Annotated in this window: 16 protein-coding genes and 2 pseudogenes; 8 read left to right on the forward strand and 10 right to left on the reverse strand. The window is 66.1% G+C overall.

The features are described from left to right. The 3 genes from OM960_RS18025 to OM960_RS18035 form a co-directional block, all read right to left on the reverse strand. Complete coding sequence (locus OM960_RS18025; RefSeq protein ID WP_264772922.1) at positions 1 to 1518, reverse strand: trimethylamine methyltransferase family protein; 1518 nt, start codon at positions 1516 to 1518, stop codon at positions 1 to 3. After that, positions 1515 to 3599: an oxidoreductase gene (locus tag OM960_RS18030; protein WP_354003564.1), complete on the reverse strand. Its 2085-nt coding sequence runs from the start codon at positions 3597 to 3599 to the stop codon at positions 1515 to 1517. The genes OM960_RS18025 and OM960_RS18030 overlap by 4 nt, the downstream gene beginning before the upstream one ends. 317 nt (positions 3600 to 3916) lie before the next feature. Continuing rightward, positions 3917 to 4171 carry a hypothetical protein gene (locus OM960_RS18035; RefSeq protein WP_264772924.1) on the reverse strand — a complete coding sequence of 85 codons (255 nt, stop codon included), beginning with the start codon at positions 4169 to 4171 and terminating at the stop codon, positions 3917 to 3919. A gap of 12 nt (positions 4172 to 4183) precedes the next feature. Here OM960_RS18035 and OM960_RS18040 point away from each other — a divergent pair, with 12 nt between their 5' ends. From OM960_RS18040 to OM960_RS18055, 4 genes are all read left to right on the forward strand, one after another. Beyond that, positions 4184 to 4324 (forward strand): hypothetical protein, encoded by a 141-nt coding sequence (locus tag OM960_RS18040; protein ID WP_263339667.1) that lies wholly within the window; start codon positions 4184 to 4186, stop codon positions 4322 to 4324. A gap of 139 nt (positions 4325 to 4463) precedes the next feature. Next, positions 4464 to 5219, forward strand: coding sequence for a hypothetical protein (locus tag OM960_RS18045; RefSeq protein WP_264772925.1), 756 nt, complete (start codon positions 4464 to 4466; stop codon positions 5217 to 5219). Beyond that, positions 5216 to 7213, forward strand: a complete 1998-nt coding sequence (locus OM960_RS18050; protein WP_264772926.1) for an MFS transporter — start codon at positions 5216 to 5218, stop codon at positions 7211 to 7213. The genes OM960_RS18045 and OM960_RS18050 overlap by 4 nt, the downstream gene beginning before the upstream one ends. Further along, on the forward strand, positions 7210 to 8211 hold the full coding sequence (locus OM960_RS18055) for an ABC transporter substrate-binding protein (protein ID WP_264772927.1): 1002 nt from the start codon (positions 7210 to 7212) through the stop codon (positions 8209 to 8211). Before OM960_RS18050 ends, OM960_RS18055 begins: the two co-directional genes overlap by 4 nt. 394 nt (positions 8212 to 8605) lie before the next feature. Here OM960_RS18055 and OM960_RS18065 read toward each other — a convergent pair. Next, a pseudogene (locus OM960_RS18065) lies at positions 8606 to 8925 on the reverse strand (transposase); the annotation flags it as partial. Positions 8926 to 9333: 408 nt separating this feature from the next. Further along, the gene (locus OM960_RS18070; RefSeq protein WP_264772928.1) at positions 9334 to 10920 is read right to left on the reverse strand and encodes a trimethylamine methyltransferase family protein; all 1587 of its coding nucleotides are present in this window, start codon (positions 10918 to 10920) and stop codon (positions 9334 to 9336) included. Between the two features lie 178 nt (positions 10921 to 11098). Here OM960_RS18070 and OM960_RS18075 point away from each other — a divergent pair, with 178 nt between their 5' ends. Further along, positions 11099 to 12013 carry a LysR substrate-binding domain-containing protein gene (locus tag OM960_RS18075; protein WP_263339658.1) on the forward strand — a complete coding sequence of 305 codons (915 nt, stop codon included), beginning with the start codon at positions 11099 to 11101 and terminating at the stop codon, positions 12011 to 12013. Positions 12014 to 12097: 84 nt separating this feature from the next. On the opposite strand, the gene OM960_RS18080 is transcribed toward OM960_RS18075, so the two are convergent. Both OM960_RS18080 and OM960_RS18085 read right to left on the reverse strand, forming a co-directional pair. Then, the gene (locus OM960_RS18080; RefSeq protein WP_264772929.1) at positions 12098 to 13552 is read right to left on the reverse strand and encodes an aldehyde dehydrogenase family protein; all 1455 of its coding nucleotides are present in this window, start codon (positions 13550 to 13552) and stop codon (positions 12098 to 12100) included. Then, positions 13549 to 15888: an FAD-dependent oxidoreductase gene (locus tag OM960_RS18085; RefSeq protein ID WP_264772930.1), complete on the reverse strand. Its 2340-nt coding sequence runs from the start codon at positions 15886 to 15888 to the stop codon at positions 13549 to 13551. The genes OM960_RS18080 and OM960_RS18085 overlap by 4 nt, the downstream gene beginning before the upstream one ends. A gap of 108 nt (positions 15889 to 15996) precedes the next feature. Here OM960_RS18085 and OM960_RS18090 point away from each other — a divergent pair, with 108 nt between their 5' ends. Beyond that, a complete protein-coding gene (locus OM960_RS18090) occupies positions 15997 to 16914 on the forward strand; it encodes a LysR substrate-binding domain-containing protein (protein WP_264772931.1) in 918 nt (305 codons plus the stop codon). Between the two features lie 190 nt (positions 16915 to 17104). Here the strand turns inward: OM960_RS18090 and OM960_RS18095 are convergent. After that, positions 17105 to 17410, reverse strand: a pseudogene (locus OM960_RS18095) (IS5/IS1182 family transposase); the annotation flags it as partial. Positions 17411 to 17511: 101 nt separating this feature from the next. Between OM960_RS18095 and OM960_RS18100 the strand changes: the two are divergent. Both OM960_RS18100 and OM960_RS18105 read left to right on the forward strand, forming a co-directional pair. Beyond that, entirely contained in the window at positions 17512 to 19365 is a 1854-nt protein-coding gene (locus tag OM960_RS18100; protein WP_264772932.1) for a glycerophosphodiester phosphodiesterase family protein, read from the forward strand. Beyond that, entirely contained in the window at positions 19362 to 19907 is a 546-nt protein-coding gene (locus OM960_RS18105; protein WP_263339644.1) for an ATP-binding protein, read from the forward strand. Before OM960_RS18100 ends, OM960_RS18105 begins: the two co-directional genes overlap by 4 nt. Positions 19908 to 20225: 318 nt before the next feature. Here the strand turns inward: OM960_RS18105 and OM960_RS18110 are convergent, their stop codons facing one another. Together OM960_RS18110 and OM960_RS18115 are read right to left on the reverse strand one after the other, a co-directional pair. Then, entirely contained in the window at positions 20226 to 23357 is a 3132-nt protein-coding gene (locus tag OM960_RS18110; RefSeq protein ID WP_264772933.1) for an efflux RND transporter permease subunit, read from the reverse strand. Positions 23358 to 23360: 3 nt separating this feature from the next. After that, positions 23361 to 24479: an efflux RND transporter periplasmic adaptor subunit gene (locus OM960_RS18115; RefSeq protein WP_264772934.1), complete on the reverse strand. Its 1119-nt coding sequence runs from the start codon at positions 24477 to 24479 to the stop codon at positions 23361 to 23363. Positions 24480 to 25016 lie beyond the last annotated feature (537 nt).

The raw sequence follows: 25016 nt of genomic DNA on the forward strand, positions 1-25016 counted from the left end.
TCAGTTCATCGGTGCGCCGCCGGCTTCCTTGCGCCGGGAGACATAGGCGTCGAGCGCTTCGGCCACGGCGGGGTCGAGCGCGGGTTCCTCGTATTCGGACAGAAGCGCCTTCCAGACCGCATTCGCGCGGGTCCGCGCGTCGATGCCGCCGCGTTCGAGCCAGGTCGGGTAGCTGTCCCAGTTCGACAGAAGGGGCGCATGAAACGCGGTCTCGTAGCGTTCCATCGTGTGTGCGGTGCCGAAGAAATGGCCTCCCGGCCCCGCCTCGCGGATCGCGTCCAGCGCGAGGGCCTCGGGCGAGGTGTCGATGGGCGAGAAATAGGCGTCCATCATCATCAAAAGCTCGGCGTCGAGGATCAGCTTCTCGAAACTGGCCGTCAGCCCGCCATGCAGCCAGCCCGCGCCATGCTCCAGAAGATGCGCCCCGCCCATGAGCGCGCCCCAGAGCGCCATCTGACTCTCATAGGTCGCCTGCGCGTCGACCTCGTTCGCGGCCGTCACATTCGAAGACCGGAACGGCACGCCGACATGGCGGGCCAGCTGGCCCGAGGCCTGTGCGGCCTTGACATACTCGGGCGTTCCGAAGGCCGGGCTGCCGGAGCGCATGTCGACATTCGACGTGAAACCGCCGTAAAGGACCGGCGCGCCGGGGCGGACGATCTGGGTGAGCACGATCCCCGCCAGCGCCTCGGCATGCTGCTGCGCCAGCGCGCCCGCGAGCGTCACGGGCGCCATCGCGCCTGCCAATGTGAAGGGCGTGATCGCCAGCGCCTGCCCGTGCTCGGCCATCGCGATCAGCCCCTCGGCCATCGGCACGTCGAGTTGCAGCGGCGAGTTGGTATTGATGACTCCGACGAGCGCTGGGCGTTCCGCCAGCCCCTCCGGCGTCGTGCCGAGCGCGATCGCCGCCATCTCGATCCCGTCCATCGTGCGCGCGCGGCCGAGCGTCTGGCCCTGCCAGGTCTTGTCGAGCAGCCCGATCTGGGCGCGGTAGATGTCCAGGTGCCGGGTATGCGCGGGCAGGTCCATCGGCTCGAAGGGCCCGCCGCCCTCCTGGTGGATCACGTTCAGGACCTGGACGAGCCGCATGTAATCGCACATCTCGGCGAAAGTCCCGTCGCGCCGCCCCCGGTCGTTGTCCATCACATAGGCCGGCCCGCCGACCGAGGTGTAGACGCAGACATCGCCGCCAACGGTCACATCATGCGCAGGATTGCGGGCATGGAGCGTGAAGCGTTTCGGCACGGTGCACAGGTGTTCGGCGACCAGCCCCGGATCGAGCCGCACCACGTCATCGGCAACCTCGCCGCCTGCGTCGCGATAAAGCGCGCGAGCCGCACCGTCGAGCACGCGCATGCCGAAGCGGGCGAGGATGTCGAGCCCGGCCTGGTGTATCGCCGCGACCTGATCGGCGCTCAGCACCTCGACGGGTACATATGGACGCCGCCGCTGGCCAAATCCCGGCTGCGGCATGCGAGCCGCGCCATTCCGGCTCCTGCGGCGGGTGCGGGCGGTCACTGCGCGGCCTCCCCGCAGGCGTCGAGATCGCGCATTGCGAAAGGCGCATCGCGGCGGATCCGTGGTGCTGCCGCGGCAAGTTCACGCGCCGCGCGGTGGGCCTGATAGACCGCATGCGCGATGGCGCCGGGCGCGTTGGCATCGCCCGTGAGGACCAGCGATTTCGGCTCCCCGGTCCCGGCCAGCGCATCGTAGAGCGCCGAGCCCCCTGCGCGCTGGCCGACCACGACGAGGGCGCGCGCGGCGATCTGCCGCCGTTCACCCGTGAATATCTGGGCGAGCGACAGCGTCTCCCCGTCGAAAGCCTCGACGATCTCAAGGGTCCGGTACGCGATCCCGGCCTTGAGGAATGCCTGATGCACGAGCGGCTGTTCGTTCGTCATGACGCCCCAGGATTGGGCGCTTCCGGCGCTTGTGACATAGGTCGTGTCGAGGCCCCGCGCCGCCAGATGCTCGGCGACGGCCGACCCCATGTAGTAGTTGTCGAAGTCGAAGACCGCGACGGGGCCTTCGATCTCTGCGCCGGCCGCGATGTCGTCCGGGGTGTAGACACGGGGGCCGACGAGGGATCCCGCCGGAATCTCATTCGCGCCGCAGAGGTTCGCAGTCCAGCGCGCGCCGGTGGCTATGACCACGTGATCGGCGCCGAAGTCCCGCACGTCGGCGGCCTCCATACGGCTTTCGACATGAAGCGCCACTCCCGGCAGCTTCCGAAGCTGGCCAAGACGGTAGTCGACGACCCTGAACCATTGCCGCAAACCCGGGAGCCGGCTTTCCCACAAGAGCCTGCCGCCGAAGTCGCGCTGTGCCTCCGCGACCGTCACGCGAAAGCCTCGGCGGCCAAGCGTCAGCGCCGCCTCGAGCCCGGCGGGGCCGCCGCCGACGATCAGGACCGACCCCCCGGCGTCCCTTCGGACAATCTCCGGATGCCAGCCGCGCCGCCATTCCTCTCCCGCCGTCGGGTTCTGGGTGCAGCGGACCCATACCCCGTCATGCCAGGACGAGATGCAGATGTTGCATCCGATACATTCGCGGATGTCGTCCTCGCGCCCCTCCTCGATCTTCCTGGGCAGGAACGGATCGGCGATCGACGGCCGCGCCGCGCCGATGAAGTCGAGGACGCCGCGCCGGACCATCGAGACCATCGTGTCGGGCGAGGTGAAACGCCCGACGCCGACGACGGGCTTGGCGGTCAGGGTCTTGACGAAATCGACCATGGGCTCGTGACTGCCCTCGGGCGTGAACCGCGAGGGCGAGCAATCCGTGGCCGAATAGTCCATCTTGACGTCAAAGAGGTCGGGCGCGTCGCTGAGATGCGTTATCACCTCGTGTGCTTCCGATGGCGCGACTTCGGACGGACGCGAGCGAAGTTCCTGGAGCGAAACCCGCAAGGCAACCGCGCAACGCCCGCCGGTCGCCTCGCGCACCGCGTCGATCAGCTCCTCGGTCAGGCGGACGCGGTTCCGGACCGAGCCGCCGTAGGCGTCGGTGCGATGGTTGTAGTCCGAAAGCAGGAACTGGTAGGGCAGATAGCCCATCCCGGCATAGACGTAGAGGATGTCGAAGCCAGCACGTTCGGCCCGTTTTGCCGCTTCGGCATGCCATCGGATCAGGTTGCGGATATCGCCCGCGTCCATGACCCTGGGGCGGGCGGATGACATGAAACCCACATGCGTGGCCATCCAGGGCACGCCTGAGGGCGAGAGCGGTGCGTGCCGCGTTGTTCGGTTCACCGCGGCCGCGCCACCGTGCCAGAGCTCCACCGCCGCGAGCGCGCCGTGGGCGTGGACCGCATCGGTCATCACACGGTGCGCGCGGATGTCGGCCTCGTCCCAGAGCGAGGCGAAGGGGAACGGGCTGTCGTCGGACGACGGATGGACCGAACAAGCTCCGGTCGAGACGACGGCCCAGCCGCCCTCGGCCTTCATGCCACGGAAAGCGGCGCGGACATGGGGATTCGCGTTGGTCATGCCAGAGGCATGCGGCACCTGGAAAAACCGGTTCCTTGCGGTTTTCGGACCGATCCGTACAGGGCCGAACAGCAAGTCGAAGCGAGGGGGGCGGGCCATTGAAGACACCATTGCTGAACTACTGTATAGTTATCCGGCCGGTTAAGCCTGTCAAGCACGACTGAGCGCCGGCAAGAGGTGCGGACTGCCGAGGGGAAGCCATCCTTCTTCGTCGCCATCGACCGCACCGGCAAGTTGGGCCCCGCCCGACTTTTCGAAGGGGTCGACCGGCGAACGGCGTGGAAGTTCCTGGAGCACCTGCTCGATGCGGGTTCCCTTCCGGATCTACACGCTCCTGACTGATCGAGCCATCTCGGCGCCATCGGTTCGTGCCCGACGGCGAGGGGGATCCAGGTCGCCGACCGGCCCCGGAACCGCTACACCATCCATTAACGGCAGATGCTCTTCGACATGATCTGCGAGGCAAACGGGACCGAGCGCCGGCTGACCAAGCCGAACCATCCGTAGAGTTTCAAGGATCCGGATTTGATCCAGTGGATCAAGTCCCCTGAGAACGGCCAGGTCGAGCGGATGAGCCGCACGATCAACAAAGTGAGGCGGATCAGGAATCGATCCGGGGGGCCGTTTCCCCGCTGAACGTCAAACGCTACCGCGACGAGAGCCACCACCAGTTGCGCGGCCATCGCGCCGACTTCATGGCCGCCTACACCTTCGCCCGCAAGCTCAAGACCCTCAGCGGCCTGGCCGCCTACCAATGCAATTGCAGGGTCTGGATTTCAGACCCAGACGGATTCATCGTCGACCCGATCCACCAGGTACCGGGACTGGATACCTGAACATAACGGCGGACCGCTTCACTGGGGAGGATCATTCCGGCGCCGTATCGGCGGAGGCGACCGGTTCTTGTGCTTGTCGGTCTTTCGAATCTGTTGAACGATGCGGTTGGTGTCCGATGACGTGATAGGTGGGGGGGGTATGGCTATTCTCTGGAGGCTTTGGGCGACCGCTGCCGGCGTGATGCTCGCGGTCCTTCTGGTGTTCCTCGCTCTGTCCACCTTCCAGTTCAGCCGCGTCCATTCCGACCTCGTCGGTGAGCGCCTCATCGTGCTGGCCGACCGAACCGCCGCTCCCTTTCAGGCCGCCGTGCGGCTCGGTTTGCCGATCGCCAGCGTTCGCAACGCTGTCGGAATCCTGGAGCGGGCGCGGCGGTCGGACGACAGGATCTCGGCGATCTACGTCTTCGACCGGGAGGGCGGAATCGTCCACGCGACTCTCGGCGAAGCCGGCGACGGGCCCGAGGTCGCGGCCGTGCGCGCGCGGATGATCGGCGCGCAGGAATGGCATGGCGAGATCGCGTCCGGATTCATCGCCGGCGTGAACATCGCGGGGCCGTCCAGCGACTGGGCCGGCGGGATCGCGGTTCTGTATCCGCGCGGCGGCAGCACGACGAGGGTGTGGGCGATGGCGGCAGAGCTTTCCGTCGCGGTGCTCGGCATCTTCGTGCTCGGCGCTCTGACCGCCGGACTGCTGCTGAGGATCGGCCTGCGGCGGATCATCTCGGCCTTCGATCGCGTCGACGCCGCGATCGCGGATTTCGAACGCGACACCTGGCGCCGGGAGGACGAAGCTGCGCCCGCGAGCGGATTGCGGGCCGATCTCGACGAGTCCTACGATCAATACCGTTCCGCGGTTGCCGAACTCCGGCACCTCGAGGCCGGGCGGCCGACATGAGCGCGAGCACGGCCCTGCCGGAGCCAGGCCTGCTGCGCGCCCGGCTGATCGCGATCCTCACCGCGATCATGGTGGCCGTCGTCGCGATGTTCGGCATGGCGACGCTGGCCGCGTTCGACCGGGCGATCGCGCCGGAACTCGAAAACCGCACCCGTCTCATCGGCTCGATCCTGAGCAGCGAAATCCAGCGTACGCTCGACCTCGGGGTTCCGTTCCGGGCGCTCGGCGGGCTCGAAGCCTACATCGGCGAAACGATAAACGAGTTCGACGAAATCAGCCGGATCACGATCGTTCAGGGTGGCGACAACGTCATCGCGGAAATAACCCGCGACGAGGCCCCGACTCTCCTGCAACGCTCGGGCCTGGCGGACGTCGCCGGGATCCGGTCCGTCCAGTTCGCGTTTCCGGTGTTGATCGGCAACGAACTGGTCGGCCGGATTGAGGTGGTGGGCAGCCCGCAATTCGTCGAAACCCGGTTGCGCGACGTGTTCATGGACGTCTCGGTCCTCGCCGTCGTCGCGCTGCTCCTGGGCGTCGAGCTGGCGCTGGTTGTCGCCGCCGCCTCGGTGTGGAAGCCATACGGGCGGGTTCTGAGGTTGCTGGCCGGACAGATGGCGGGGGATTTCTCACAGACGATCCGCGCGACGGGCGTCTCCGGTGTCCGGCGCGCGGCCGTGCGCCTGAACGAGCAGGCCGAGGATCTGGCGCGCCGCGCGCAAGCGCTGCCGCCGGCTCTCCGGCAGTCCTTGGGCGACGGCGCAGCCGGTGTCGCGTCGGCCATGCGCCTTCAGCGCATGCGGTACTCGGATTTCAATGACGTGCGGCTGGCGCTGTTTCTCTTTGCCACGGCAACTGAAATCACCGCGTCCTTCCTTCCGATCTATGCCCGCGACGCGGCGCGCCCGGCATGGCTGTCAGGCGAGCTGTCGGCAGCAGCTCCGCTTGGCGTCTACCTGATCGCGGTCGCCGCCCTTTCGCCCTTCGGCGGCGCCTTGTCACGGCGCTTCGGAGCCCGCCGGGCCTTCGTCGCCTCGGCGGTTCCGACGGCGGTGGCGCTGGCGTCGATGGCGATCGCCGACTCGCTGGTCGCGGTGACGCTGTGGCGCGGGGTCATCGGGATATTCTATGCGCTGGCGACCATCGCCTGCCAGGAATACACGATCCGCGCCGGCAGCACCCGAGAGGCGTCGCAATCCTCCAGTGCCTTCGTCGGCATGATCTTCGGCGGCGCTTTCTGTGGATCTGTCCTCGGCGGCGTGATCGGCGGGCGGTTTGGTTTCCCTGCCGCGCTTTTTTTGGGGGCGCTCATGGCACTGACCGCCGGCGGTGTCGCCTATTCGGCCATGCGCGGCCGGGCAGGGGAGCCGGCCGCGCCCCAAAGCCCGGTGCCGCAGCCCGATGCCCCTGCGGTACGGGGGAACGGACTCGCCTTCTGGTCGCTGACGCTTTGCGTCTCCATCCCGACGAGCGCGACGACGGCGATCTTCATCTGGTACTTGGCGCCGCTTGGCCTGGCGGCACGCGGCTACCCGCCGGCCGACGTCGCGCGCATCATCATGCTCTATTATCTGGCGTCGACGCTGATCGGCCCTCTGGCGAACGGGCTGGCGAAGGGCCGCGGCGGGACGGCGGTTCCCGTCGTGACCGGGGCGGCCTTCGCCGGGGTGATTCTGCTGTACTTCCGGTCGGCGAGTGATATCTGGGCCGTCCTTGCGCTGGTGTCCGGCTGCGGAATCGGCCACGCGCTGATCCGCGCGCCGATGACCGCGCTCGCGGTCGAACTGGCGGGCAAGTCCAGACGCATGATGAGCGCGCTGCGTTTCAGCGAGCGTGCCGGGGCGCTGGCCGGCCTGTCCGCGAGCGCACTGCTGCTGGGCGGTTCCGACCCTTCCTCGACGCTCGGTCTCCTCGGCGGGGTGTCTTTGGCAGGCGGTCTCGGGTTTGCTATAGTGTTAGGGCTTTCCAGAGATCGGGACCGGGGCGCGCCAGTATGAAAGAGCTATGCCGTCGGATTGTCGTGGGGCTCGGCGCCGCACTCATACTGCCGGTCGCTGCCGCCGCGTCCGATTACACCGTCTTCATCGCGACCTGGCGGGGATGCGAAGAAGCCTGCCAGGGATTCCAGGATTACCTGACCGAAGCCGGGATCGACGTGGCGTTCGTCCTGCGCGACGCCAAGACCGAGGCCGCGGCCCTGCCCGCCATATTCGAAGAGGCACGGTCGCTCGACCCCGACCTGATCGTGTCCTGGGGAACCACGGTCACGCGCGAAATCGCGGGAACCCTCGATGACCTGGATGACCCGGCCTTCAACCATGATATCCCGCAAATCTTCATGATCGTTGCCGATCCGGTCGGGTCCGGGATCGTGGCGTCGCTCGACGCGACCGGCCGTCCGAACCTGACCGGCACCTACAACCGCATGCCTGAAACCGTGGCTCTGGAGACGATACGGGGCTACCTGCCGGATTTCGACCACCTCGGATTGCTCTACAACACCGACGAGAAAAACTCGGTCCTCAAGCGCGACGAACTGGAGGCGCTGACCCGGGAACTGGGGATCGGGTTCACCGCGCTCGAAATCGCGGCGGGGGCCGACAACGCGCCGATGGCCGAAGACCTCGCTCCGAAGATGGCAGAGTTGAAGGCCGCGGGCGTCGATTTCGTCCATGTCGGCAGCTCGTCTTTCCTGCGCGACAATTCAGCCCTACTGCGCAAGGCCGCACTCGAACAGGCGCTTCCCGTGCTCAGCCCCTACGAAGCGATGGTCGTCAGCGGCGACGCGCTGGTGTCCGTGGCATCCCGCTACTACGAAGTGGGCCGTCTGGCGGGGGCGCAGGCCGAACGCATCCTGGTCGAGGGGGTTACGCCCGGAGACCTTCCGGTCGCCCGGATGACCAACTTCGCGGTGACCATCAATCTCGGAATGGCAAAGCAGCTCAAACTATACCCGCCGATCGGCCTGCTTCAGATTGCCGAGACCGTCAATTAGCTCTTGCCAGCGGCTCGGACACGCCCTCCGACGGCGTCATGTGCGGCGCCATGATGCGGAAGAAGCAACATCTTGTGTTTTGACGCTCGCCCCCGGTGGCGGAGGTGCCGGTGACACGCGTTCGCCGAGGGTATTATGGCGGGCTTGTCCGGCCGGGCTTGCTGATGATGCCTAAGGTCGAGCGGTCAACGCGGCGGCCGAATCCTGCGGACAGGCGTTGACGCTTCGGGCGGGACAGATCGGCAAACTGACCTTGGACGGATAGTACGAGCCGCAGCTGACCGGGGATCTGATGCGGCCCATGATCTTCGTGCGCCTTCGTATTTGTCGGCGGGAGGCCTTGCTTCTGTTGTTCAACCATTGCGCTGGATGCTAGGGCCGGGCTGGTTCTTGGTCATAGCCGGAACAAGGTGGTTGCGGCGAAAACGACGGCGGACAGAAAGACCTTCGGGCATCCGTCGTAGCGTGTCGCCGCGCGCGTCCACTCCTTGAGGCGGCCGAACATGATCTCGATCCGGTTGCGACGTCTGTACAGGCGCTTGCTGTTGTTGACGCACTTTCCCCGAGACTTCCTCCGGGGATACAGGGTTTGATACCCTTGTTTGTCAGGGCCTCCCGGAAGCAGTTAGCGTCCTATCCCCTGTCGGCCAGAAGCCATTCCGCATCGGGAAAGCTGCTCGGAAGAGCCGCCGCACTTGTGCAGTCGCTTCTTTGGTTGTCGCCCGTGACGCAAGTACTTTTTGCCTTCATTGGCGTGTGATCAAGTGCGAACCAGGTTCAGATCTCGATTTGCGGCCCTTCAGACGCCGCGGGCCGGCATGGCGATCGGCGGATCATGTCCAAGCCTGACTTTCGAGCTTCATCTGACCAGCTCCGCCTGAGTGGTCCGGTTTGAGTGTTGGTGCATGATCGGCCTCTGGTTCATCGGGACGATGGCTTCGGGGGCCGGCGGGCGGTCATTCAGCGCACTGTGCGTCGCTTCGTAGCCATCTCGATCCTCCGTTTCCTAAACTTAACGGCGGACCATTTCGATTGGGGGAGGCTCAGTTCGGCGCCGAACTCAATATCCATCTGGCCGCCTGACCGGCCGCGGACTGACCGCGGCCGGTGCCGGCTCGCCGCTCAACCCCGGTTGCGCGGCCAGTCCGCGTTCGGGCGCATCCGTTCGCGCGGCAAGCGGACCGGGTATTTCGCGCGGATCTGTTCATCGATCGCACGCGGAACATACTCCGGGTAATGCGCGCCGAGCGTCGAATCGACATAGTCGATGGCGCGGTCGAGCGCGGTTCGGTTGCCCTTCTCGGCCCATTCGCTCGGGCTCATGCGGTCGCCAAGCTTCGGGTAGACGTAGTCGCGCTCCATCAGGCTCATGGTCTGGCCATGCGCGAGGAAGTGGCCGGGGCCGCCCATGCAGACCTCGCGGATGACATCGACCGAGACGGTGTCCTCGTTCACGTCGATGCCGCGCACCGTGCGCAGGGCCGCGCCGACCGAGTCGTTGTCCATCGCGAGGCTTTCGAGCGAGAAGCCCATGAGCGAGGCGACCATGCCGCCCGCCTCGTACATCAGGTTGGCGCCGGAATTGGCAGTGACGACATGGTTGATGGCCTTCTCGTAGCCCGATTGCGCATCCGGCATCTTGCTGTCTGCGATGCCCGAGGGGATCCCGGAGATCAGCCCGTAGTACCGGCTCATCTGGCCGCAGGCCGATGTCAGGAGCGCCTGTTCGCCGCTGCCGCAACACATCGCCCCGGTCCTGAGGTCCGACACGAAGGGCCAGAAGCCGAGGATCACCGGATTGCCCGGCGCGACCGCATCGACATAGATCATGCCGGCAAGCAGTTCGGCGAGGATCATCACGACGTTGCCGGCGAGCGCGGCGGGGCCGGTGGCACCGGCCTGGCCGAGCGAGACGAGCATGATCGGCATTCCCGCCTTCGCGCCGGTCTCGAGGCACAGGCAGCTGTCGGCCGCCCATTTCAGCGGCGAGACGGTGAAGCAGCAGGACATCGAGACGAAGGGGCGCTCGCGCCACTGCTTCTCGCCGCCCGCGAGCAGATGCATCACCTCGAGCGAGGCTTCGAGCTGGCGCACGCCGCCCCAGCTGGTGCCGACATGCTTTTGGGTACCCGCGAGGCTCGCGTAGCAGGTGTTGAAATCCATCTCGAAGAAGTCTTCGATCTCGCGCGGGACCACGGTGCGCTGGAAGAAGTGGATGTTGTCGAGCGTGTCGACGAGGCGCGAGCAGTCGTAAAGATCGTTGAGCGTGGTGCCGCGATAGGCGCCGGTGCGCGGGTTGACCATGTTCACCGTCGCACCGGCGGTACCACAGTAAAAGCGGCTGCCCTGCATGTGCATGTCGTGCCGGGGATCACGCCCGGCGAGCAGAAAGTCGCGATTGATGCGAGGGATGTAATCCTCGACCAGGGCGCGGGGGAAGGTGATGCGGCCGTCGCGGTAGATGCAGCCGAGCCGGGTCAGATAATCGACCGTCGAGGGCAGGCAGTCGCCGATCCCGACGGTTTCGAGCACGTCGAGCGCGGCCTCGTGGATCCGCGCCATGTCGGTCTCGCTCAGCGGGCGGAAATGGCGCGGGTTCTCCATCCCGCCGCGCACCGGCCGATGGTCCGGTCCGCCCGGTGCCGCCCGTAGCGCCTTTCGCGCCTCGCGCCCGCCGCGTCTTGAACTCGTCGCCTGCATCTGGTTCATCGCGGCGCCCTTTCCCGCTGTGGTTTCGTGTCGCATCCGCATTGTGTGGCTGGCGCAGTTCCAGACAATTGATAGTTTTTAGGCGATCGGTAAGCACAGGTTACCGGTCCTGGTGCCCGCATTCGCGGGCCGCTCAAGGGGGGCTCGGGAGTTGACTGGACGGCTGTCTTTCCGGTCGTTGCCACCGCTCAACGCGCTGAAGGGCTTCGAGGCGGCGGCGCGGCTCCTGAGCTTCCGCAAGGCCGCGGATGAGCTCAACGTGACACATGTCGCAATCAGCCATCAGGTCCGCCAGCTCGAGGACGATCTCGGCTGCGCGCTCTTCCTGCGCGAGGGGCGCACGGTGGCGCTGACCGAGGAGGGGCGGGTCTTCTACGACTACGCGCGGCAGGCGCTGGAGACACTGGTGACCGGGGCCGGGATCATAAGGCGGCACGGCCCGGACGCCGATCTCAGGATCGAGACCTACATTACCGTGGCGATCCGCTGGCTGTCGCCGCGCCTGTCGCGGTTCCATGCCGCCCATCCCGAGATCAACTTCTCACTCAACACGCGGCGGACAGAATGGTGGTTCGACGAGACGAACACCGATGTCGCCATCATGTATCTCGACCGCGATTTGCCGGGGAGCTTGCGCGCGCGAACGCTTTTCGAAGGTACGCTCTACCCGGTCTGCAGCCCGTCGATCCTCGGTGACCTGAGCCCGGTCGTCACGCCTGCTGACCTCTTCGGCCTGCCGCTGATCGAGGTTTCCTCGGCGCCCAACGATTGGCGCGACTGGTTCCGCGCGGCGGGCGTCGAGAACGTGCCTGCGCTGCGCTACACGAAGGTCGACACCTATGCGCTGGCGCTCGAGATGGCGATCACCGGGGCCGGGGTCGCGATGCTCAACGGCCCCTTCGCGGAAGAGGAGCTCAGGCGGCGCGAACTCGTGCTGCCGGTCGATCTGGTGGCGCGGTCGCGCGGCGAATGGGCCGTTCTCTACCGGGCGGACCGCGAACGCGACCGCAAGATCCGGGCGTTCACGGACTGGCTGGTCGCCGATGTCGCCAACGAGCACAGCCACGCCGGGCCGGCCGCACGTGGTACCTGAGGCGGCCGCGACGATACCGGACCGGGCTGCGGAAACGCTTGATCCGCGGGAGGAACCGGGCGCCTTGGACGCCCGGCGGGGTGTTCAGAACGACTGCAGGCGCTTCATGCCAACGTTCTTCGACTGGTAATAACTCGCCAGTGCCTCGACGCCCTTCTCGCGGCCGATACCGGATTTCTTGAAGCCGCCGAACGGGGTTTCGACACCGCCGACACCCCATTCGTTGACATGCACCTGCCCGGCATCGAGCCGCTCGGTCGTCCAGATCGCGCGGTCGAGGTCGTTGGTGAAGACAACCGCCGCGAGCCCGTATTCGGTGCCGTTGGCGATCTCGAGCGCCTCGCGCGGGTCGGAGAACTTCAGGACGGAGAGGACCGGGCCGAAGATCTCCTCCTTGTTCACGCGGTCGTCCGGCGACACGTCGGCCAGGATCGTCGGCGCCATGAAGTTGCCCTCGCGATCGAGCTTGCCGCCGCCGGCCACCGCCCGCGCGCCCTGATGCACGCCGATCTGGGCGTAGTTGTCGACCTTGGCGAGTTGCTCGGCCGAAATGAGCGGCGTGATGTCGGGATCCTCGATCCCGGCGCCGATGGTCAGGCCGCTCACCATCGCGGCGAGCCGCTCCACCGTCACGTCGTAGACGCTTTCATGGACGACGAGACGGGACATGGTATCGCAGCACTGGCCAGTGTTGAAGAAGATGCCCGCCTGGGTCTGGGCCACCACATTGTCCATGTCGGCATCGGCATAAACGATGCCCGGCGTCTTGCCGCCAAGCTCCAGCACCGCCGGGATCAGGCTTTCGGCGGCGGCATGAGCGACCTTGCGACCGGTGACGACGGAGCCGGTGAAGACGATCTGGTCGATGCCGGAATGGCTGGCAAGCGCCGCCCCCGCCTCGTGGCCGTAGCCGCAGATCAGGTTGACGGCACCTTCGGGCAGGCCGACCTCCTCGGCTAGTTCGGCGAGCACATAGCCCGCCGTCGGGTCGAGTTCGGGCAGCTTCACGACGCAGGCATTGCCCGCCGCGAGTGCAGCCGACAGAGAGCGCGCGATCATGTTCAGCGGGAAGTTCCACGCAATGATGTGGGCGCTGACGCCGTAAGGGCATGGGACCACATAGTCGACATAGCCGTCTCCGAGCGGGATGTATCTTCCCTCGATCTGTGCCGCGAGCCCGCCGTAATACTCGAAATACTTGGCCGAGCCCTCGACCTCGCCCCGCGCCTCCGAGATGCGCTTGCCCGCGTCGAGCGAGATCAGCGTGGCAATTTCCTCAGACCTTTCGCGCAGCTTGCGGCCGATCTCGGCCACCATGCGGCCACGCGCCATCGGCCGCATGTCGACGAGCGCGCGCGAGGCCACGCAGCGGCGCGCGGCGGCGACGGCGCTGTCGACATCGGCCGCGGTCGCCCGCGCCACTTCCGAGAGCGGCCGCCCCGTCGCGGGGTTCAGGAGCAAGATCCGCCCGCCATCCGATCCGTCGACCCATTTGCCGCCGATATAGTTGCGCCAGTAGTCCTTCATCGCTGCGCTCATGCCAGTGTCCTTTCCATGATCTCATCTTCCGTCCCGGCGGTTCCCTTCGTCGGTGCCGCCGGATGCCAGGCACCCATGACGCGGACTTCGAGCCCGCCCGCCCAGGGATCGAGCAGCGCGAAGGCCAGTGCCTTGTTCCCGAGGTGCCCCCATCCGCCCGAGGTCGTGCGGCCGACGATGCGCCCGGTCTCGTCGCGAACCGGCTCCGTCCCGTGCGGCATCGTGTCCGCGCCCTCGATCTGCAGATGGATGAGCTGTCGTGTCGTGCCGGGGGCGCCCTCGGCCATCGCGGGCGTCACCTCGACATTCAGTTCTTCCGGCCAGGCAGCTTCCGCGGCCTCCAGCCGGAGCGACTCGAGCGCCCGCGCCCCGATCAGCGCCGCGCCCTCTTCGAGAGCAAGGAAGACGTGGCGCAGCATGTCCGCGCGGACGTGGAGCCGGTAACCGGACCGCCCGAATGGATCCGCGTGATGGACGCGGACTGGCGCATGGCCGATGGTGATCGTTCGCACGGCACCGCGCGGAAACGCCTCGTCGTCCAATGCCGCCGACGTTGCCTTCTGCAAATGTTGCCGCGCCGCCGGTCCCAACAGGAGCAGCGCCCCCTCTGCGGCAGTCAGGTTTTCGATCCACAGGTCGTTCCCGGATGGCGCGGACCGGTGAAGAGCGTCGAGAACCCGGCGCTCCGCCACCGCGGTCGCGTTCAGGACGAAGCCTTCATCGCCATCGCGGGCAACCGCGACCTCCGCCTCGATACCGCCATTGGGAGCCAGCAAATAGCCCGATGACGCCTTGCCGGGCGCGGGCGGAGCGACAGACAGAACCCGGCCGAGAAGCGCCGCCGCCCCGGCGCCGGACACTCGGATTGCCGCGCCGTGGCTGACATCGGCCAGCGCCACGCCGGCTGTCGCGGCCCGGCACTCTGCGCCGACCGCGCTGTGCCAGTTCGGACGGTAGAAGGAAGGCTCGTCGACGGCGCCCTCCGGCGCGAACCAGTTCGGCCGCTCCCATCCGGCGACGGCGCCGAACCGCGCCCCGCGCGCGGCAAGGAGGTCGTGGATCGGCGAGGTGCGCAAATCGCGCGCCGCCGGCAGCTCCTCGCCGGGCTTCGGCAGGAGATAGGTGTGCTCATAGGCCTCCTCGACCTTGCGCGCGGACCATTCGCGCGTCGCCCATTCGCCGAAGCGGCGGGTGTCGCAGCAAGCCATGTCGACCGACGGCGCGCCTTCGAGGATCCACTCCGCCATCTGCCAGCCGATGCCCCCGGCGAGCGTGATGCCAAAGGGATTGCCTTCCGCCAGCCAGAGGTTCCTCGTCCCGAAGGCCGGGCCGACCGTCGGCAGGTCGTCGGGCGTGTAGGGCATCGCGTAGTTGACGACACGGCGAACGCCCGCCGTGCCGAGCATCGGGACCCGTTCCACCGCGCGTTCGAGGTAGGGCAGGAGCTTTTCCATCTCGTCCGGGAAGGGCTCGGCCATGCCGGCAGGCGGCTCCGAGACGAACCGGGCCTCGCCGCGTCCGTCATAGGCGCCGACCAGAAGCGCGTCGCCCTCCTGCCGGCAGTAGAAGACATCCTCGGGGTCGCGCATCACCGGCATCTCCGGCAGACCCGCGCGCCGCCGTTCGGCAAGCTCCGTCAAAGGCTCGGTGACGAAGTACTGGTGCCGCACCGGCACGCATTGCGCTGTCAGCCCCAGCATCCCGGCGACGCTCTGGGCATGGTTGCCCGAGGCCGCCACGACATGGCGGGCGATGATCGTGCCCCGCGAGGTCTCCACCCGCCAGAAGCCGCCCGCCATCCGCGACAGCGCCGTCACCTCGCAGCCGCGCTGGATCCGGGCACCGCCCTGACGTGCCCCGGCGGCGAGACTCTGCGTCAGGTCGGCCGGGGCGATGTGGCCGTCCTGCGGATTGTAGAGCCCGCCGAGAACACCGTCGGTCGACATGAACGGCCAGAGCGTGCCGATCTCCTCCGGCGTCAGCAGGCGGGCCTCGGCACCAGTGGCCTCCGCCACACCCAAGTAACGCCTGAACTCGTCGAGCCGGCGGGAATGGGTGGCGATCCGAAGGTTGCCGCAGGCATGGAAGCCCGGTGACATGCCGGTCTCGGCCTCGAGCCGGCCGTAGAGATCGACGCTGTACCGATTGAGCCGGCTGATGGTGGGGTTGAGCGCGTAGAGGATGACATGACCCGCCGCGAAGGCCGTCGCACCTGAGGCGAGTTCGTGCTTCTCGCACAGGACGACGTCGCGGCAGCCCTTCCGCGTCAGGTGAAAGGCGATGGAGCAGCCGACCGCGCCGCCGCCGATGATGAGAACCTCCGCCCTGTCCTGCACGATCCTACTCCGCATTCGCTTCACGGCGGCAGGTTAGGAGCCTTCCCCGGCCGACGGATAACGGATAATGCTCATGTTGGGCATGAACCTGATTCATGGGGGATCTGATTGACCCGTCGCCTTCCTCCGCTTTATCCGCTGCGCGCGTTCGAGGCCGCCGCGCGGCTGGGCAGCATCTCGGCGGCCGGGCGGGAACTGTCGCTCACCCAGAGCGCGGTCAGCCACGAGGTCAAGGCGCTCGAAACCTATTTCGGCACGGCACTGTTCCGGCGAACCCGTTCCGGCCTGGTGCTAACCCGGCACGGACAACGGGTCTTCGCGGTCGCGCAAAGCGCGTTTGCCGATCTCTCCGGCCTCGGCTGGGAAAGCGAGGGCCGGGATGTCGCCGGCACCGTGACAATCGCGGCGCCGCCGCTTTTCTGCGCGCATTGGCTCCTGCCGCGGCTCGATCGGGTCGCCTGGGCGAATCCCGACGTCGCGTTTAGGATCCTGAACGTGACGGTAGACCGGCCGGAACTGCTCCGCGAGGTCGACATCGCAGTCGTTTGGGGCGAGCGCATGCCGACAGGTTGCGATGGCGTGACGCTCATGTCGGCGACCCAGATGCCGGTCGCGAGCCCGGCGTTGATCGCGGGGGCCGGCGACGCGGAGCCGGAGGAGCTTCTCCGGCAGCATCGTATCCTGCACGAAGGCACCACGGACATGTGGCGGGGGTGGTGCGAGCGGGCGGGAGTGGACCTTGCGGGTACTCCGAGCGAATGGGTCTTCGATGATCCGGCATTGATGATCGAGGCTTGCACACGCGGCCACGGGATCGCGCTCGGCACGCTGCCCCTGATCGAGGGCCTGCTTTCCGAGGGACGGCTCGTCGCGCTCTTCCGTCAAGCACTCCCCGCTCCGTTCCAGTATTTCCTGACGCGCCCGGATCCGCCGCCCGCCGGCCGTGCCGCCAGCATCGTGTTCGATTGGCTGAAAACGTACGCACGCAGCGGCAAAGGTGGCCCGGCGCCCAACGGACGCACATAATATGCTGGCTGGCTGCCGAAAATGTCAGGAACGAAGAACGGTTTACCTGCCTACCGGGCTTGACGCCTCGATAGACTGCTGCGCCATTCCGCCCACGGTCGTGGCCTAGACGAAGGTTCCATCGATCTGCTTGCGGAGACATTGTTGCAGAACGCGTCGTCGGGATGAGCCGCACCCCTTCCCCGAGACCTTAGGCTACTCGTTCGACCTCGGCAGTGCCGAGTGCGTTGAAGCGGTTCATGAGGGTAATGCGGATGTGGAGTTCGGCGGTCTGGCGGTCGGGATATCGTGATGCGATCCTCTCGCCGAAGGATTTGAGACCACGCATCTTCGCCTCGATCCGACTTGGCTTGTGGTGACCGGCCCACCGCTTCCAGACCGCTCGCCTAACGCGTCGGGTAGCGCGCAGGATGTCGTTGCGCGCCTTTACGGCAGGTCAGTCCTCCTTCCGGAGGCGACCATTCCTGCGAATGGGGATGATGGAAGCGCGGTCGCGTTTCTAAGGCCATTGCGCTGCTTGCTTGGGACACAGTCCGAGTGGCGACCGGTGTTCGCGACGGCTATCATTGCTGGATATCTCACGGAAGGGGGCGCGTGATGGGAGATGTCGCGGAAAGCTATCGCCAGGCGTTTAGGTTCTTGGCTCCGTTTCTTCTGACCCATATCGCCCTGCGTCTTGTGTCGGCCGCGATTGTCCTGCCGCTGATCGGGGTGCTCTTGGCGCTCACGCTGAAGTTCTCGGATCAAACAGCGCTGACCGATCAAGACATTGCCAGGTTTATCTTCACCCCTGCCGGAGCGGTCGGGGCGCTTCTGATCGGAAGCGCCGTCATCGCCGCGATGACACTCGACGTCGCGGTGATGACGGCCACGATCCGAAGCGGCGATCGGCGGCCGGCGGCGGCGCTGAGCGCCGGTGTCGCGTTCGCGGTCCGCTCCGCACCTGTACTCTTGGCTGTTGCCGCAGGGCTGTTGCTTCGGATCGTCGCGATGGCCATGCCGTTTCTCGCCGTCTGCGGTGTGCTCTACGTTAGATGGCTTTCCACCTACGACATCAACTATTACCTGACCTACCGGCCGCCCGAGTTCCTGACGGCAGTGGGGCTCATTGCGCTGGTCTTGGCGGCATTGACATTGGTGCTGCTCGACCGCCTGACCGGGTGGGCGCTGGTGCTGCAGAGGGTGCTTTTCGAAAGGAGCGGAACGAACGCGGCGTTCCGCGAGAGCCGCGCCTTGATGAAGGGGCGGCGGATCAAGCTGATCAAGATACTCGTGCTTTGGCTTGCCGTGCGCTTGACGGCGGGCGCGGCGATATCGGCTGCGACGGCATTCGCGCTTGCTTACGCACCGGCCCTCGGCCGCCAGAGCCTTGCCTCGGCGGCGATCGCTGTCCTGGTCTTTCTCGCGGCATCGCTTGCCGCTACCACTACGCTGAGCGCGTGGTCGAACGGGGCGCTGGCCAAGCTCCTGTTCGATCTCTACCGTCGCGTCAGCGACGGCCGGGCCTTCGACCGGGGTGAGAATGGCCCCTCGAGCGGAACCGGGCGATCGGCGGCATTGATGGTGGGCGGCTTCGCCACTATCGGCGTCCTTTCCCTTGGAAGCATCGGAACTGTTGTAGCTTTTTCCGAACGCATCAAGGCCGATGCAGACGTCGTCGTCATCGGCCATCGAGGGGCGGCGGCCTCACGGCCGGAAAACAGCATGGCCTCGGTCCGGAAAGCGATCGAGGATGGCGCGGACTGGGTGGAGATCGACGTCCAGGAAAGCGCTGACGGCGAAGTCGTCGTCGCCCATGACAGCGATTTCATGAAGTCCGCCGGCAATCCGCTCAAAGTATGGGACGCGACGCTAAGGGATCTGGATCGGATCGACATCGGCAGCTGGTTCGACCCGGCCTACTCAGACGAACGCACGCCTCTGCTGCGCGACGTTCTTCTGGCAGCGAAGGGTCGCTCGCGCGTCATCATCGAGCTCAAGTATTACGGGTATGACGTCGACCTCGAGAACCGTGTGATCGCGGTGGTCGAGGAAACCGGCATGGCCGACAGCATCGCGACCATGTCGCTCAAATACCCCGCAGTGCAGAAGATGCGGGCTCTGCGCCCGGAATGGCGGACCGGCGTCCTCGCTGCGACCGCCATCGGCGACCTTTCCGGTCTCGACGGCGATTTCCTGGCCGTGAGCCTGACAATGGTCTCGCCATACCTGGTCCGGAGGGCTGAGAGCGCGGGCAAGGACGTATATGCATGGACCGTGAACGATGCCGCCACGATGTCGCGGATGATTTCCATGGGCGTCGGCGGGCTCATCACGGACGAACCGGAACTCGCGCGGCGCGTCATCGTCGAAAGGAACGCGTTGCCAACGATTGCCAGGCTGGCGCTCTGGATCAGCGACAGCTTCGGCGTGACTTTCGACCGCCTCGCCAACGAGGTGGTGGAGCAATGAGGGCGACAGCATTGGCCGTCGCGCTGTTGGCCTTACCTGTCGCTGCCCAGGACGAGCCATCCACCTTTCTGCGCGCGCTCGAACTTCCGGCGCATCGTTCGCTCATGGCGAAAATCCGCGGCGCGAACCTCGCACCCTTCGAATCCGACGGCTGCAGCGGCGGCCTTTCGACATCGTGGCGGGTGGTGGCGGACCTCTTTCCGGACTTCGCCGACATGCACGACGACGCTCCGCCTTGGGAGGACTGTTGCGTCATTCACGACCGCGCCTACCACGATGCCGGCGGCGCGGCAGATGCCGAGGCAAGCTTCGAGGCGCGACTAGGCGCCGACGCGGCCCTGCGCGCCTGCGTGATCGCCAAGGGGCAGACGCGACGCGAGGAACTGGCCGAACGGTACAATGTTGCTCCGGACACGATCGACCGCGCCTACCTTGCGGTCGCCGAGGCGATGTACAATGCGGTTCGCTTCGGTGGCCAGCCTTGTCTCAACTTGCCCTGGCGGTGGGGATTTGGCTACCCGAAATGCGTGGCTGGCTTCTAATCCGCCAAGCCGGGCGGCGCGGCGGATGCTTACGCTGGACCCGATCTGGCGAAGCTGTGTTGCAGGTTCACGAGACCGATGTCTCGGGCCGCGCGGGCCGCGCAAGAAGCTGACAAGGGACCAGGCGCTGGCCTTCTTCGGCCAGCTTCCACGTCGGTTGTCGCCATGAAAGCCAGGGGTGACGTGCATTCATGAGGCCGCGTATATGGGCGCCAAACGGGGGTGACCTGTCGAAGGAAGATCGTACAGACCGAATATCAATTGGCCGGAAGATGGAAGGGCGCAAGCGCAGGCCCTTGCGCCTTTCGCCCAGGTTGATCACCCTGCGGCCTTGCTGGATCGCAACCGCGCTATCCGTTCCCGCAAGCTTTGGAACACCACGTAGAGCGCTGGAATCACGAATATTCCAACCACAGCCGCAGCGAGCATCCCGCCCGCCACGCCGGTTCCGACCGACCGGCGCGAGATCATCGAAGCCCCTGTCGCTGTCACCAGCGGGATGAGTCCGGCGATGAAGGCGAGGCTGGTCATCATCACCGCCCGGAAGCGTTCCCTCGCGCCTTCGATGGCGGCATCTGTCACCGCCATCCCCTCCTCGCGCCGCGCCTTGGAAAACTCCACGATCAGGATGGCGTTCTTGGCCGCCAGAGCGACCAGAACGACAAGGCCGATCTGGGCGTAGATGTTGAAAGGCAGGCCGACAAGCCAGACTGACCCCATTGTGCCCGCCACGCCGAAGGCGACGGAAAGCATCACCGGCACCGGTATCGTCCAGCTTTCATAAAGTGCCACCAGGAAGAGATACGCAAACAGAAGCGCGAGCATCAGGATCTGGGCGGTCTGGCCAGAGGCTTCCTTTTCCTGAAGCGCCGTGCCCGTCCATTCGTAGCCGTAGCCGTCGGGCAGCGTCGTTGCCGCCACCTCCTCCATCGAAGCGATCGCCTGTCCCGAGGATTTGCCCTCTGCCGGGTTGCCCATGACGGTTGCGGATCGCGTGTTGTTGTAGCGTTGAAGAAGCGATGGACCGACTGTGAATTCCGGTGTCGCAACCGCGCCCATGGCGACCATCTCGCCACTGCGCGAACGGACATGGATTCGCGCGATGTTGTCGACGGAACTGCGGTCGACCTCGCGCCCCGTGAGCTGGACCTGCCAGGCCCGCCCGAACAGGTTGAAGTCGTTGATATAGGCCGAGCCCAGGATCGATTGGAGCGTGCCGAACACGTCCGAAAGCGAGACGCCGAGCGCATAGAGCCGGTCGCGGTCGACGTTAAGGAAGACCTGCGGCGTCGAGGTCGAGAAGGTCGTGTTGACCCCGCCCAAGCCTTCGTTCTGGTTCGCCGCGACGGTCAGCCCGCGCGCGGTTTCGGCAAGTTCCACCGGGTCGCGGCCCTGCCGGTCCAGAAGCTGGAACTCGAAGCCGGATCCGGTTCCAAGGCCGGAGATCGGCGGCAGGTTGAAGGGCAGGACCTGCGCCTCCCTCAGCGCGGTACCACTGATGAAAGTCTGCCGGATCGCGGCGAAGACGGATTTCGTCAGCGCCTCGCGCTCGGCGAAGGGTTCCATCGTCACCAGGGTAAAGCCAGCGTTGGATTTCGCCAGCCCGTCGATGATCGAGAAGCCCGAAAGGCTCGTCACGCTCTGGACACCGGGAAGGTCCTTGACGATCTCGTAGACCTGACGCTGCGCCTCGACCGTCCGGTTGACCGAGGCGGCATCCGGCAGGCGCGTCTCGATCATGAAGTAGCCCTGATCTTCCGCCGGCAGGAAACCCGTCGGAACGACCTTGAACAGGAACCCTGTCAGGGCAACGGCCCCGGCGAGAAGCAGGACGCCAAGCACGGCGCGCCGCGCGATGGCGCCTGCAACGCGGCCGTAACCGTCGCGCGCCTTGTCGATCCCGCGTGAAATCATGCCCATCACGCCCTTCTTCGGCCCGTGGTGCGGCGACAGGATGATGGCGCAAAGCGCGGGCGACAGCGTCAGCGCATTGATCGCAGAAATCACCATGGAGACCGAAACGGTCACCGCGAACTGCTGGTAGAGCTGGCCCGAGATGCCCGGAATGAACGCGACGGGCACGAAGACCGACAGAAGGACGAGCGTGATCGCTACGATGGCGCCGGTGATTTCGCCCATCGCGGCCCGCGCGGCTTCGGTAGGGGACATGCCCGGATTGGCGGCCATCTTGGCCTCCACCGCCTCCACCACGACAATGGCGTCGTCCACCACGATCCCGATCGCAAGAACCATGGCCAGCAGCGAGATCGTGTTGATCGTGAAGCCGAACGCCTGCAGCGCCGCGAAGGTGCCCACGAGCGCGACCGGGACCGCAACGATGGGAATAATCGTCGCGCGCAGGCTGCCGAGGAAGACGAAGACCACGATGACCACGAGCACGAAGGCTTCGATCAGCGTGTGCTCGACCTCCGCGATGCTCTCCTCGACGAAGACCGAGTTGTCGCCGACGACTTCAAAGCTCACGCCCTGCGGGAAGGTCGCGCTCAACTCCTCCATGACGTGTTTTGCGCCTTCGGCCGCGGCAAGGGAGTTCGAGCCGGGCGCGAGGTAGAGCCCGATCAGCGTGGCGGGCGCGCCGTTGAACGTGGTCTGCACGTCGGAATTGCGTTCGCCCAGCCGAACCTCCGCGACGTCGCCAATCGTCACGACCGAGCCATCGGGGTTGGACCGGACGATGATGCGGGCGAACTCCTCTGGATCGGAGAGCCGCCCCTGCGTCTCGATATTGAGTTGCAGGCCGGGGTCGTCAACCATAGGCTGCGCGCCGATCCGGCCCAGCGCCGCTTGCAGGTTCTGCGCCTTCAGCGCCGCCGACACGTCGGACGGCGTCATCCCCAGCGCGGTCAGACGGTTGGCGTCAAGGATGACCCGCATCGCGAATTCGTTCGAAGAAAAGATGCTGGCGTCACCGATGCCCGGAACACGCTTCAGCGCGTCCAGGAGGTATATCCGGGCGAAGTTGGTCTGCGTCGCCGCGTCGACCGATGCGTCGGGCGAATAGAGCGCGAAAGCGACAAGCAGTGCGGTCGACTTCTTGGCGACCTTGACGCCGGTCTGGCGCACCTCCTGCGGCAGCAGGGGTTCGGCCAGCGCCACGCGGTTCTGGACGTTGACCGTGGCGATGTCGGGATCTGTTCCGACCGCGAAGGTGACACTCAGCGAATAACTTCCATCCGCGCCGGATGTCGACTTCATGTAGATCGAGTCTTCGACGCCGATGACCTTGTCCTCGATCACCTGGGCGACGGTCTGCTCTGTCACCGCGGCCCCGGCGCCGGGGTAGACCGCGGTGACCGACACCTGGGGCGGCACGATGTCGGGAAACTGTTCGACCGGCATGGACCGCATCGCGATCAGGCCAGCCAGGAAAAGCACGATGGAAATGACGGCCGCGAGCCGCGGGCGGGAAATAAAGACGTCGGAGATCATAGCTCAGTTGTCCCCTGCGGGCGCGGCGTCCACGGTGGCGCCGGGGCGGGCCTTGTTCACACCTTCGGTGATGACCATCTCGCCGGCATCAAGCCCGGAGACGACAATCGTTCGTCCCGCAGTCGTCGCCCCGGCATCGATGCGGCGCTGTTCGACAACGGACTCGGCATCGACGACCAGCACATAGGCGCCGGTCAGGTCGCGCAGCACCGCCTGCTGCGGTACCGTCAGCGCCATTTCCGGTTCGGCACCGCGAACAGTGACCGTCACCAGAGCGCCGTCCCGCAGGACGCCTTCAGTGTTGGCAAAGTTCGCACGGATAAGCACGGTATCGGTGGACTGACTGACCGACACGTCGGCGAAATCCACGGTGCCCGGCACCGGATAGACCGACCCGTTGCCCAAGATCAGCTCGACCGAGAAAACCTCGCTTTCGCCGCTCGCGGACGCCCTCTCGCGCAGGTCGAGTAGATCGCGCTCCGGAACCGGGAACTGCACGCTCATCGGGTCGGTTCGGACGAGTGGGACGAGTGTACCTGTGTCGGGACCTATCAGCGCACCGACATCGACACCTGACAGACCGACACGACCGGCGAAGGGTGCATTTATCTCGGTATAAGACAGGTTCAGCGCGGCCAGGTCTCGCTGCGCGCCGGCTCTCTGGACTTCGGCGGTCGCCCGCTGCGCCTCGGCGGTGGCCCGGTCGAGCTGCGACTGCGCGGACACCTGACGCGCGACCAGTTCCTCCTGCCGGTCACGTTCGATGAACGCGAGCCGCTCGCTTGCCCGCGCGCTATCCAGCACCGCTTCGGCCTGCGCGAGCGACGCCTGGTATTCCTCAGGCTCGATGCGGTAGAGGACCGAACCTTCCTCGACCGTTCCGCCCTCCGAGAAGCCAATTTCTTTCACGAAGCCGCTGACGCGCGCACGGATGTCGACTTTCTGCACGGCCACGACGCGGCCATTGAACGAGGCGCTTTGCGCGACCGCCGTCACCTCGGCGGGGGCGGCTGTAACGGCCGGCACGACCGACGGCGTGGATTGAGCATGGGCGGGTTGCAGCGTGCAAAGAATGACTGTCATTGCAATGGGAAGGCCGTGCTGCCGGATCTTCGACGCCATGATCCGAGACACATCTTTCCGAGAGATCAACTGCATCCTGCCCCCAAATCGAAATACGCAATTGGGGCCATTCTAGCGAGAACAATCCGTTTGTCATCTTCGACACGTTTCAGCGCTGGTCCTCGCCGCGCATCGTCTCGGCTACACTTCCTTGAAGGGTCGCTGGAGAGGCCTGCGGCGAACCTGATTGCGACCTCTTCATAGCGGTCCAAGGTGTTTGATCCCACGGTTTGATGGTGCGATCCATTCTTCGGAATGGAAGGAAGCACGGTGGGACAAGTTCGTCACGGCGGCGCCACGATCGAGCCAGCGCGGCGCCATCGGTTCGAGCCCGCCGGCGAGGGCACGCTGTCCGAGCTGCAATACAGCGATCGCAAGCTTTGACCGCGGCGCTGAGGGCAAGCCAGTCCGCGAGGCGCGCGGGTCTTCCTTTCACGGCGAGGTCTGTGACAAAGGAGGCGTCGATGCTGCGGATGAGCGTGACAAAACGCAATGAACTGTAGGCGTTCCGGAGGGCATATATCGAGAGCTGGCGGG

It is taken from the genome of Defluviimonas salinarum (assembly GCF_026013545.1).
Classification (GTDB): Bacteria; Pseudomonadota; Alphaproteobacteria; order Rhodobacterales; family Rhodobacteraceae; genus Albidovulum; species Albidovulum salinarum.